Source organism: Mesorhizobium sp. BH1-1-4 (assembly GCF_020165665.1).
Classification (GTDB): Bacteria; Pseudomonadota; Alphaproteobacteria; order Rhizobiales; family Rhizobiaceae; genus Mesorhizobium.
In genome coordinates this window covers 144541-157595 of record NZ_JAIUIN010000002.1, presented here as the reverse complement: position 1 = coordinate 157595, position 13055 = coordinate 144541, and the positions used below count along the sequence as shown (strand labels likewise).

Below are 13055 nucleotides of genomic sequence, written 5' to 3'. Positions count from 1 at the left end.
CCGATGCCGACCATCCATGATCTCGATACGCCGTCGATCCTCGTCGACGTCGCGCGCGCCGAAGCCAACATAGCGCGCGCACAGGCCCATGCCGACAAGAACGGACTGAAGCTCAGGCCGCACATCAAGACGCACAAGCTGCCTTATTGGGCAAAGAAGCAAGTGGCGGCGGGTGCCGTCGGCATCACTTGCCAGAAGATCGGCGAGGCCGAGGTGATGGCCGATGCCGGGCTGACGGATATCTTTCTCCCCTACAACATCCTTGGCCGCGCCAAGCTCGAACGGCTGCAGGCGCTGCACGGCCGCGTCACGCTGTCGGTGACGGCCGACAGCGTGCAGACGCTGGAGGGGCTCGCCGCCACCTTCACCGATACCCGGCATCCGCTATGGGTCCTGGTCGAATGCGACACCGGCATGGGGCGCTGCGGCGTGCAGACGGCCGATGAGGCGGTTGCGCTGGCGAGGGTGATCGACCAGGGTGGCGGTCTCGCCTTTGGCGGGCTGATGACCTATCCGGCCGCCGGCCGCGCGGCTGAAGCCGAAGCCTGGCTTGCCGAAGCCAAACAGGCGCTGTCCACTTCAGGGCTCGCCTGTGAGCGCATCTCCAGCGGCGGCACGCCTGATATGTGGCGCTCCGCCGATGCCTCGGTCGTCACCGAATACCGGCCCGGCACCTACATCTATCTCGACCGCTACCAGGTCGCCAAAGGTGTCGGCAGCCTCGACGACTGCGCGCTGACAGTGCTCGCGACCGTGGTCAGCCATCCGACAGCAACGCGCGCCATTCTCGATAGCGGCAGCAAGGCGCTGTCCAGCGATACGCTTGGGCTAAAGGATTTTGGAGAGTTGATGGGCGTGCCGGGGGCGCTGGTGACGGGCCTGAGCGAGGAGCACGGCACGGTCACGCTTTCGGGCGACGGCAAGCTGCGCATTGGCGAGCGGGTTCGCGTGGTGCCCGACCATTGCTGCGTCGTCACCAATCTGTTCAACGACGTCAACCTGATCGACGGTGAAAAGGTGCTGGAAACGCTGCCGGTGGCAGCGCGCGGACTGATGGGGTGAGCGGCCTTCCTTTTCCACCTGCTAAGCTAGCCACAGATCTTATGTGACTGGCGTGACTGATCGGCGCGGGGCTTGATTGCCACGTGGTTCCCCCAATCCGTCGCTGCTTCGCAGCGCCACCTTCCCCCCCTCCGGAGGGAAAGGAAGGGAGCTTTCTTTTCTGGACGAGCGTTGACGGCAAAAAGCCTGGTGCCTTTCCTCTACCCCGTCGATCGGGGGAGAGGTGTCGAGCGAAGCTCGACGGAGTGGGGGTCGACCAAGGCGGCATAAGAAAATGAATTCGCCAAGCTGCCATGCACGCCATGGCCGAAGACCAGCTGCTTGGAAATTCCGTAGCTTCCCTTGTGAGAGAAGCTTAAGTCCGCTCCGCCTGCCGTGCCGCCACACGCCGCATCGCGATGACCCGGCGACGGCGGATCTCCGTGCGCATGGCCATCAGGTGCAGCGTGAAGAACAGCACCGTGAAGCCGACGGCCATCACCAGCAGCGGCCAGAGCAGGCTGGGATCGATGGTCGGGCCGCCGAGCCGGAACACCGAGGCCGGCTGGTGCAGCGTGTTCCACCAGTCGACGGAAAATTTGATGATCGGGATGTTGATGAAGCCGACCAGCGTGATGATGGCGGCGGCCCAGGCGGCGCGGCTGGCGTCATCAAGCGCGCGGGTCAGCGCGATGATGCCGAGATACATCAGGAACAGCACGAAGACCGAGGTCAGGCGGGCGTCCCAGACCCACCAGGTGCCCCACATCGGCTTGCCCCAGATCGAACCGGTGATCAGCGCCAGCGCGGTGAAGACCGCACCGATGGGGGCCGCCGATTTGAGCGCGACGTCGGCCAGCGGATGCCGCCAGACCAGCGTGCCAAGCGCGGAGACGGCCATCAGCGTGTAGCACATCATGGCGAGCCAGGCGAAAGGCACGTGGATGTACATGATGCGCACCGTGATGCCTTGCTGGAAATCCTCGGGCGCGGTGAAGCTCATATAGAGGCCAGCGGCGAGAACGAGCGCGGCGAACGCCGCCAGCCACGGCACAAGCCTGTCCGCCAGCCCAACGAACCGGGTCGGATTGGCAAGATCGGTCCAGCCGCTCAGGCGTGAAGTCGTGTCACTCATGCGACTTTACATAGACCGCCGATGCGATTGGAGCAATCGAGCGGTGGTGTCGCGGCAGCTCTTACCTTCTCTCACAAAGGGGAGAAGGGAGAACTGTCATCGCTCAGGCCGCCTCGTGTACGGAGCGGCTGAGGCGGCGGACTTCCTCGTCGTTGAGCAGGCCGCCGGCGCGCAGCAGGCTGGCGAAACGGCCGTTGCGCAGCGACAGTTCGGCGAAGCCACCCATCTCGATCACCCTGCCCTTGTCCATGAACACGACCAGATCGGCGTCGCGGACGGTGGTCAGGCGGTGGGCAATGATGAAGGTGGTGCGGTCGCGGCGCAATTCGTCGATGGCTTCCTTGACGCGATCCTCGGTCTCGACGTCGAGCGCGCTGGTCGCCTCGTCGAGCACCAGGATCGGAGCATCCTTCAGCACGGCACGGGCAATGGCGATGCGCTGGCGCTCGCCGCCCGACAGCTGGCCGCCACGTTCGCCGACCACCGTGTCATAGCCATTGCTCTTGGACAGGATGAAATCCTGCGCCGCGGCCGCGGTGGCGGCGGCATGGATCTCGTCATTGGTCGCATCGGCGCGGCCGACACGGATATTGTCCTCGATCGAGCGGTTCAGCAATCCGGCATCCTGGAACACGGTGGCGATCGAATTGCGCAGCGACTTGCGGGTCACGGTGCGGGTATCGATGCCGTCGATCAGGATACGGCCGCTGGAGGGCGAGAAGACGCGCTGCAGCAAGTTGATGAGCGTGGTCTTGCCCGCACCCGTCGGCCCGACGATGGCGACGGTCTGGCCAGCCTGGACCTCGAAGGAGACATCGCTGACGCCCTGCCCCGAATTGGCGAACTCGAAGCTGATATCCTCGAAACGGACATGGCCGGTGACATTGGCAAGATCGCGCAGGCCGTCCGGCTCGGCGGTATCGGCGGCAGAATCCTCAAGCTTGTAGAAATCCTCGAGCTTGGCGCGAGCTTCCGAAATCTGGTTCGCGAAAGCCGACATCTGGTCGAGCCGCGAGATCAGCAGCGTGGCGAAGCCGGTGAAGGCGATGACGTCGCCGATGCGCAGCTGGCCGTGGGTGACCAGATAGGCGCCGATCAGAAGCACCACCATCATCGAGATCGTCGACGACAGGCGATTGAGCGCATTGGCGATAGCCCACCAGTCGAGCACCGGGTTCTGCGCGTCGAGCAGGTTCTTGACGTAGCCGCGCAGCGTCTCCGCCTCATGACCGAGACGGTTGTAGCTCTGCAGCACGGCGACGTTGCTCACCGAGTCCGTCACATGCGCGAACACCTTGTGATAGTGGCGCTCGACGGCGGCCTGGCCTTCCTTGGTGCGCTTCATCACCAGGCGGCCGATGCCGACATAGAGAACGCCGAGGACGAGCAGGACCATCGACATACGCACATCCATGCTGAGCGCGGTCGGAACCAGCAGGACGAGTGCAACAGCCGTGGACAAATGCTGGCGCATGAATTCGAGCCAAAGGCTGAACAGCGTCTCGACGGCGCGCAACAGCGTATGGAGGGCGTTGGAGGTGCCGCGCTGGTGATGCCAGGCGAGCGGCATGGTGATGACGCGCTCGAAGGACTGGCACAGCACTTCGCTGCGCCGGGCGTGCGCGAACCGGTCGGCACCGCGCGCCACCAGCACGAAAGCGAGAACATTGAAGGCGCCGATGCCGGCCCAGACCGCAAGCGTGGAGAAGACCGAACCCTTGGTGGAAATTGCGTCGATGACCCGGCCAAACATGATCGGCTCGAGGATCGCGATGGCTGCGAGAGCGACGTTGGCCGCACAGATCAGCGCGACGCGCTTCTTGTCGGCAGCCAGATACCCCAGCGCTCTCCAATAGATCTGCAGAAGTGACACTTCAGCTACTCCGCCAACATTCTATTGTGCCCAATACCAATATTGTGCACTGCACCATTCCTGACACGTAACGGTTGATGCGTCGCAAAACAATGCCCGTCTATCGCTTCCGTTCCCATTTAGCGAACAAAACATGACGACGATACGAAATCTGGCGTGATCACCTAACGGATTGAGATAAAAGGTGAAATGCCAGCGTTGCGGCAAAATCATGGCAGCGGCCTAGCGTTGCCACATTTTTAATCACCGCAAGCTGGAGAGGTCGGTTCCAAGGCGCGCGGCCGACGCCGCCCTGGATCCCGCGCAAGTAACGGGACGCAGCTTCGCGCGTCCCGAAAGACGCGCTATCCGGTGACCCAACCTGTTGATTTTACGCCGGTATCTTGACCACGACTTCGGTCTGACCACCGGCCTTTGGCTCGAAGGACGCCGATTTTGTCTTCGAACCATCGACTTCGAGCGAGATCGTCTTGGTCTTTTTGTCGCGAATGACCTGCACCTTGATCTCGGCGCCCAGCATCTTAAGGGACGCCTGATAGCCGTCCCAATGACTGGGCAGCTTCGGCCGGAACGTGATCTGCTTGCCGCGCCGTTCGATACCCAGGATGCCTTCGACCGCGGCCCGGTATAGCCAGCCCGCGGAGCCGGTGTACCAGGTCCAGCCGCCGCGTCCGCCCTTGTCGTCCCCGGCATAGATATCGGCCGCCACCACATAGGGCTCGACGCGGTAGTGCTCGGTCGAGGCCTCGTCGAACGCGTGATTGACCGGGTTCAGCATCGAGAAGCAGCGGTAGGCCTCGTCGGTCTGCCCCATCTCCGCCAGCGCGATGACGAACCACGTCGCCGCATGGGTGTACTGGCCGCCATTCTCGCGCACGCCAGGCGGATAGCTCTTGATGTAGCCGGGATCCTTGTCCGTCTTCGAGAAGGGGGGCGTGAAAAGCTTCACGATCTTGAGGTGATCGTCGACGAGCAACTTCGTCGCCTGCTGCATCGCCGTCGTCGACCGCGCCGGGTCGCCCTCGCCCGAAAGCACGCTCCAGGACTGGGCGATGGAGTCGATCTTGCACTCCTGCGATGAACGCGACCCCAAAGGCGTGCCGTCATCGAAACTGCCGCGCCGGTACCATTCGCCGTCCCATGCCGTGCTTTCGAGCGCCCGCTTCAGCGCTTCGGCATGCTTTGCCCAGGCTTGTGCGCGCTTGGTGTCGCCCTCGCTCCTGGCGACCGCGGCGAAGTCGCCAAGCGTCTTCAAGAGGAACCAGCCCAGCCACACGCTCTCGCCCTTGCCGTGCTCGCCGACACGGTTCATGCCGTCGTTCCAGTCGCCGCCAAGGATCAGCGGCAGTCCGGCTGGACTGCTGCGCTTGATGGCAAGGTCCAGCGCACGCGCGCAGTGATCGTAGAGCGACACTGTCTTCTTCGAGATTTCCGGGGTGAAGAAGGCGTCATGCTCGCCTTCGCCTAGCACCTGGCCGTCGAGGAACGGCAGTTGCTCCTTCAGGATGGTGGCGTCGCCGGTCACCGTGAGATAGCGCGCCGTGGCGTGAGCGAGCCACACCACGTCGTCGGAGATCAGCGTGCGCACGCCGGCGCCGGTACGCGGCAGCCACCAATGCTGCACGTCGCCCTCCGGGAACTGCCGCCGCGCGGCGTTGAGGATCTGGTCGCGCGCCAGCGTCGGATCATGCGCCAGCAAGGCCAGTGTGTCCTGCAGCTGGTCGCGGAACCCGAAGGCGCCGCTTGCCTGATAGAAAGCCGAGCGGGCGCGGATGCGGCAGGCAAGGCTCTGATAGGGCAGCCAGTGATTGACCATGGCATCGAGGCCCTTGTCCGGCGTCTCGACCTGGATGGTGTCGAGGAAGGCACGCCATTCGCGCTCGTTGTCGGCCAGGCGCTGGTCGAAGTCCCCGCCCCGGTGCTTCTGCACCAGCGCGCTCGCCTGCGCCGAGGACTCGGCATCGCCGAGCAGCCAGATCAGCGTGACGTCGCCGCCAGCCGGAATCTCGATGTCACGAGCGATCGCCGCGCACGGATCGTCTCCGGCCTCGACGCGGCCAGACAGGGCCGAACCGCTCAGCACCGCCTGCGGCAACTCGCTGGACCCGTGCCGGCCGAGGAACTCGGCCCGGTCCGTCGTCACCGAGTGGATGCCGGTGTCGGCGGCGAGGAAGGCCACGCGCTCGCTGAAATCCAGCCCATAGGGGTTTTGCGCCAGCAACGCGCCGGTGGCGCCATCACGGGACGGCACTATGGTTGCCGCCGTGCGCGACCGGTGCCCGCCAAGCACCCACTCGGCGTAGGCATATACGCGCAACCGCGCCGGCACCGAGCCGGAATTCTGGATGCGCAGCCGCGTAATCTTCACCGGATCGACGGGATCGACGACATGGGTCAGGTCCATCGACAAAGGCCCCCGCTTCGAGCGGAAGGTCGAGAAGCCCTGGCCATGCCAGGCCTCGTAGGTCATCGAGGGATCGCGCACCACCGCGGCGATCGGGGAGAACGCCCTGCCGCTGGCCTGGTCGTAAATATAGATGCCCTCGCCCGGCCGGTTCGAAACCGGATCGTTCGACCACGGCGTTATCTGATAGTCACGGCTGTTGCGGCTCCAGGTGAAGGCAGCCCCCTCGGCCGAGGTGTGGAAGCCGAACGAGGCGTTGGAGACGACGTTGATCCAGGGCTGCGGCGTGGTGCGCCGGCCAGTCAGGCGCACCACATAGTGCCGCCCGTCGCCGTCGAAGCCGCCGAAACCGTTCCACTGGCTGAGGCCGGAGCCATCTGCGCTGACATCGGCCACCGCCGAGGCAAATGCATGCATCTGCGGTGCGGGCGCCGGAATTTCGCGCGAGGCCGGCAATCCAGCCGGCTGCAGGCCATCGCGCGCCTGCAGGGCAGCCGCCTCGGCCCGTTCGATCTGGTCGAAGATGGTGCCGTTGCGCGTATGCAGCACGACGCGGGCGACGGCGAGCAGCGTCTTGTAGGTCGTCTCCTCCATCAGGTCGCGGCGCACCGCGAAAATGTGCTGGCGGGGTCCAAGTTCCTTGCCGCGCAAGCGGCTGTTTTCGCACAACGTCTCGACCGCGCGCTGCAGATCCTGAACATAGGAGGAGGCCTGCTCATTGACGACGACGAAGTCGATCATCATGCCGCGGGTGCGCATATATTCCTGGAAGCGCAACGCCTGGGCAACGATTTCCAGATCGGCGACATCGCCGATCCTGACCAGGAAGATCGGGTAATCGCCCGAAATGCTGGTCGGCCACAGGCTCGATTGCTTGCCCAGGCCGGAAGCGATGGACTCTGCGGGCAGCCGCAGGAACGGGTCGGGATAGATCAGATAGCGCGCCAGTTTCTGCACATTGGCGGCATCGGTCAGGCTGAGGCCCAAATGACGGGTCTGCACCTGGCTGCGCGTCCAGGCGAGCATGGCCTGGCGGGCAAAGCTCTCCTGGTGGTCGAGCCGGTTGATGGCCTCTTCCAACTCGGCGCGGTTGGCCCCGACGACGGTCCAGAAGGTCAGCGATATCTTCTTGTTGGCCGGCACGCGCACCTGACGGCGCAGCGAGGCGATGGGATCGAGGGTGAAGCCGGAATGGCCACGAAGCCGGGCGCCTGGATCGAAGGCCGCGGCATCGCCGATGGCGCGGCCACGGCCGATGAAGGCGCGCCGGTCGGTCTCGGCCTCGGCATCACGAGAGGGTCCCGACGGATCGGTGACGAAATGCACCAGCGTGACATCGGGTTCGCTGGTTTCGCGCTTGCGGCGCGTGGCGAAGATCGCGCCATTGTTGGGAGCGATCTCGGTTTCCACGAACATCTTCGAGAAAGCCGGATGCGCGTTGTCGGAAGCCTCCGAACCCAGCACCAGTTCGGCAAAGGACGTCACTTCGATGTGACGGTCGGATGTGCTTTCATTGTAGAGCGTGATCCGGCGGCCCTCGCCATTGCCTTCGGAAATGACGATGCATTCGACCTCGGAGCGCAGCGTGCCGACCGATTTCACGAAGCTCGCCTTGTCATCGGAAAACAGGGTTTGCGTCTTTTCCTCGGCCGCGTGCTTGGGCTCCGAAGTCGCCGACCACCAGTCGCCAGTGGCGGCATCGCGCAGGAAGATATAGGAGCCAAGCCGATCCTCGACCGGATCGGGCTGCCAGCGGGTGACGGAAAGATCGCCCCAGCGGCTGTAACCGGAGCCGGTCGCGGTCACCATCACCGAATAGCGGCCGTTCGACATCACATTGGTCGAACGCAGCGCCCGCAAGGGATCGAGCACGATGCGGGTATCGGGGCTCTCGGTCTCGGTTTCGTCCTTGGAGCGCTCGTCGGCCTCGGTGCGGACGGTGGCGGTCGGAATGTCGCGCGGCGCCCTCTCCTGCAACAACAGTTCGGCCGATTCGATCACCGGATCACTGTGGAAGCGATCGCGAAGGCGACCTTCGAAGATGGCGTCGGCGACAGCGGCGATCGACATGCCCGAATGGTGGGCATAGTAATTCAGCACGACCGCATGGTTGGTGCCTTCCGGCACGCGCTGCGGCGTGAAGTCGACCGCATCATAATAGCCATGAGGGCCAAGCGCGCCGATCTCGCGCAGCCGGGCCAGGTTCTGCACGGCTTCGCGCGGGTTGAACTGGGCCGCCAGGATAGTCGCGTAAGGCGCGATCACCGTGTTCTGGCCGAGGCCACGCTTCAGCCCAAGCCCCGGCACGCCGAAATTAGTATACTGATAGGTCAGTTCCCGATCGCGAGCGTTGTAGGCCGCTTCCGAGATACCCCACGGCACGTTCTTCTGGCGGCCGTATTGGATCTGGCGCTTGATGATCAGCTTGCTGGTCTGGTTGAGGATGGAGCCTTGCGGCTCCTTCATCACCAGTGGCGGCATCAGATACTCGAACATCGAGCCGGACCAGGACATCAGCGCGCCCTGGAAACCGATCTCGACGATCGGGCGGCCAAGCCTGAACCAGTGTTCGGTCGGCAGGTCGCCCTTGGCGATGGCGAACAGGCTGGTCAGCCGCGCCTCGGAGGCCATAAGGTCGTAGCAGCTTTCGTCGAGCTGATGTTCCTCGACCCGGTAGCCGATCGACAAGAGCTTGCGCTCCGGGCGCATCAGGAAGGCGAATTCCATCTCGAAGGCGAAACGGCGGGTGCGCTCGCGCAAGGTGAGCAGCTTGGCACGCAGGGCCTCGACAGCGTTTTCGTCGCTGTGGGCGTCGTGGACGTGCGCCTCGCAGGTGGCCTCGAGCCTTGCCGCCCAGTCGACGATGACGTCGCTCTGCGGCGATGCGGCCTCGGTGTGAATGGCGGTGGCGAGCTTGCGGATTTCGCCAGCCAGGACCGCAAGGTTGATGGTGCGGATCGAGGCCATTTCCGGCTGCGCCTTGATCGTCTCGACGGCACGCCGCATGCCGTCGAGGCGATCGACGAGGCGTTGGCGCAGTGGCCGCAACTGACGGCGGTCGTCAGGCAGTTCATCGAGGCTTTCGCTGAGAATGGTGACGGTATCGAGAATACCCTCGAAATCGCCCTGCAGGTGGACGGAAGGCGCTTCCGCCCATTCCGCGCAGGCCGCCGCCACCGCCACCAGGTGACCGGCGAGATTGCCGCTGTCCACCGCCGAGATATAGAGCGGGTAGAGCGGCTTCAGCGTCGTGGTGTCGTACCAGTTGAAGAGATGGCCACGATGACGCGGCATGCTCTCGATGGTGGTCATGGTGGCGTCGATGCGGGTGATGGCATCGGACAGGCTGATCCAGCCGAAATCGCGCGCCGAGACGACCGAGAGCAGATAGACGCCGATATTGGTCGGCGAGGTACGCGGCGCCACCACGGGCGCCGGGCTCTCCTGGAAATTGTCCGGCGGCAGATTGTGATGCTCCGCCGTCACGAAGCTTTCGAAATAGTGCCAGGTGCGGCGCGCCACGGTGCGCAGCGTGTGGATGTCGGCCTGGGATATGCGCAGCCGGTCCTCGGTTTCGGCGGAGCGGCTGATCCAGCTCGCGATCGCCGGCGAGCCGATCCAGAACACGGCAAAGAAGAAGGCGACGAAGGCACCGGTGGAATCGGCCAGCACCGGAATGGCTAGGCCGACAAAGCCGATGATCACGGCGCCATACATCATGCCGTAATAGGAGCCGACATCATTGTCGCCGGCCTTGTGCGCCTGCGAGGCGGTGCGCCATTCCAGAAGGTTCTGCCGGCTGACGAACAGCCGGTAGAGCGTGCGCACGATGGCGTCGCCCATCATCCAGGCATTGTGCGCCATCAGCACGATCTTCAGCGCCACCATGGCGGTGCCGAAGGCGACGTCGCGCGCCAGCGCCGAGAAATGGCCGCGCGGCGTCTGGTCGCCGCTCTTGGGCAGGATGGCGTTGACGACGTCGAAGGTCGGCGCCATGAACAGGCTGAGGATCAGCAAGGCCTGCCACTGCGCGGCCTGCGTGAAGGGCAGCAGGGTCCAGCCGGCGATGGCCGCCAAGACCCAGAAGATCGGCGTCAGCGAGCGGCGCAGATTGTCGACCATCTTCCAGCGCGACAGGGCTGGGACGCCGGAGCGCGGGTTGAAGATGTAGCCCAAGAGCTGCCAGTCGCCGCGCGCCCAGCGATGGTGGCGCGAGGCGTCGACCGAGTAGCGGGTCGGGTAATCTTCGACCAGTTCGACGTCGGTGACCAGTGCGGCGCGCGCCAGCGCGCCTTCGAGCAGATCGTGGCTGAGGATGGTGTTTTCCTCGATGCGGCCCTGCAAGGCGGCCTCGAAGGCATCGACATGATAGAGGCCCTTGCCGGTGAAGGAGCCGTCGCTGAAGACGTCCTGATAGAGGTCCGAAACAGCGAAGACATAAGGGTCGAGGCCGCGATTGGCCGAGAACACGCGCTGGAAGAACGAGGCTTCGTCGCCGCTGGTCAGCGAAGCGGTGATGCGCGGCTGCAGGATGGTGTAACCGGCGGTTACGACGCGCCTGGTGGCGTCGAAATGCGGCCGGTTGAGCGGATGGCAAAGCTTGCCGACAAGGCTCGATACCGCATCGCGGGTGGTGCGGGTATCGGCATCGAGCGTCATCACATGGACGACCTTTTCCGGCAGCGGCACCTCGAGCGGCAGGAAGGTGGTATCGCTGTCGCCGCGCAGCAAGAGATCGAGCTCGTGCAGCTTGCCGCGCTTGCGCTCCCAGCCCATCCAGCACCCTTGCGCGGCATTGTAGAGCCGGCGGCGGTGCAGGATGTAGAAGCGCGGTGCGCCTTGCGAGGGATAGCGCGCGTTGAGACGGGCGATTTCGGCACGGGCGAAATCCAGGATCTCGGTGTCCGCCGCATCGACCTCGATCTTGCTGTCGGGCCAATCCGACAGCAGGGCGAAATGGATCTCGTCCGCCAGATTGGCGAGGTAGTGCACTTCGATGTTGCGGATGTTCTCCTCGACATCGTCGCGCGAGCCGATCAGCGACGGCACGACCACCAGGGTGCGCGCCTCGGGCGGCACCCCATGCCTGTAGTCGTAGCCAATCAGGCGCGTTGGCTTGAGGAACAGCGAAACCACGGTGTTGAAGAAGGCGAGCGCGCCTTCGCTGGCCGGCACGGCAAACAGCGCCAGCATCAGCACGATCGACGGCACCGACAGGCCAAGATTGCCCAACGCATTGCCTGTCAGGACAAGCAGCAAGACCGTCAGCGCGAAGACGGGGAGCACGATGCCGAGCCAGCCGGTCTTGGCAAAGGTCCGCTTGACCGTCTGGCTGATCGTGGGCCGGTAACCGATCGCCTTTTCCAGCTCCAGCCGGCGCGGGCCGACGAGATAGAAACCGACATCGGTATGGCCGGATCCAGCCTGGGTATCAACCTCTTCAGCCCCCTGCGGGACCGTTCCGCCGGCGGCGTGGCCGGCCAACTCGATGGCTTTTTCGGCGACACGGTACTCCGACAGGTTCGAGCGGCGTGCCAGTTCCTCGATCGCGGTGCGATATTGATCGCGCGAGAAGAAGTCGAGCGCGGCGAAATCGGTGCGCTCGCGCAACACGGTATCGATACGGCTGACGCCTTCGAACCACACCGTCCAGTCGACGTCGTTGATGAGGCGCAGACCACGCACGATGTTGCCGGTGGTGACATTGCCGCTGGACAGCGTCTGGTGCTCGGAAATGATGATTTCCTCGGCGTCCGAGCCGGTTTTTTCGAGCTCGCCTTCCAGCCACTCCAGCGCCTTGCCGGCGTTCTGCGACCCGTCACGCAGGCGATAGAGAAGCTGAGTGGCGAAGGTGGTGTCCTGCGCGTGCGCGCTGAAATTGGCGAGGATCGCCTGCCGGTCCGGATTGTCGTCGGTCGCCAGCACCTTGTCGGCCACGTCGTTGGCGATCTGGCGCATCTGGCGGGTGCGGTTGACCCTGACCGCCAGGCGGCGGAGGTTCTCGATCAGCACGAAGCGCAGAAGGGATGGCAGCGCCCAGAGTTCGCCGATCTTCAGCGGTTCGACCGACTGAAAGCCCTGGACGATGGACTTGAACATGGTCGCCGAGACGGAACTGTCGGAATGGGCGACATAGGTCCAGGCCAGCGCCAATGCGCGCGGCACGGTGCCGCCATCGGGCAGTTTCAGCGTCGGCAATTGCCGGTAGAAGCGGCGCGGCAGGTCGCGTTTGACCTGGAAAATGGTTTCCTCGATCAGATAGTTGTTGTCGAGCAGCCATTGCGCGGCGGGCGTGATGGTTTCGCCCCTCGCCTGCGCGGCATTGGTCGACCGGTAGACTTCGAGGATCTTCTTGGCGCTGTCGCGGATCCGAGCCTGGAAGTCGAACGGGATCAGGCCGAACAGATCCGCCAGATCGCCCTTGGCCAGACTTTCGCCGAGCAGCCGGAGCCGTTCTTCCGGCAGGAATGTCGATCTTATCGGCTCTTCCGTGATGGCAGGAAAGCTCGCGCTTGTCTTCTCGATCTGGGCTGGATTTGTCTGAATATTCATTGAAAATTCCGTAAGCGGGCACTCAGCGGCGTCACCGCTACGGCAATGGC

Annotated in this window: 4 protein-coding genes; 1 reads left to right on the top strand and 3 read right to left on the bottom strand. The window is 64.3% G+C overall.

The genetic code is table 11. The annotated features are described in order from the left end of the window. The first annotated feature begins 3 nt into the window (after positions 1-3). On the top strand, positions 4-1062 hold the full coding sequence (locus tag LB569_RS04410) for a D-TA family PLP-dependent enzyme (RefSeq protein ID WP_224691256.1): 1059 nt from the start codon (positions 4-6) through the stop codon (positions 1060-1062). Between the two features lie 355 nt (positions 1063-1417). Here LB569_RS04410 and LB569_RS04405 read toward each other — a convergent pair whose 3' ends face one another. The 3 genes from LB569_RS04405 to LB569_RS04395 form a co-directional block, all read right to left on the bottom strand. Further along, positions 1418-2176, bottom strand: coding sequence for a heme ABC transporter permease (locus LB569_RS04405; RefSeq protein WP_224691255.1), 759 nt, complete (start codon positions 2174-2176; stop codon positions 1418-1420). 103 nt (positions 2177-2279) lie between these two features. Continuing rightward, positions 2280-4049, bottom strand: coding sequence for a glucan ABC transporter ATP-binding protein/ permease (locus LB569_RS04400; protein WP_224691254.1), 1770 nt, complete (start codon positions 4047-4049; stop codon positions 2280-2282). A 370-nt stretch (positions 4050-4419) separates the two neighbouring features. After that, complete coding sequence (locus tag LB569_RS04395) at positions 4420-13005, bottom strand: GH36-type glycosyl hydrolase domain-containing protein (protein WP_224691253.1); 8586 nt, start codon at positions 13003-13005, stop codon at positions 4420-4422. Positions 13006-13055: the final 50 nt, after the last annotated feature.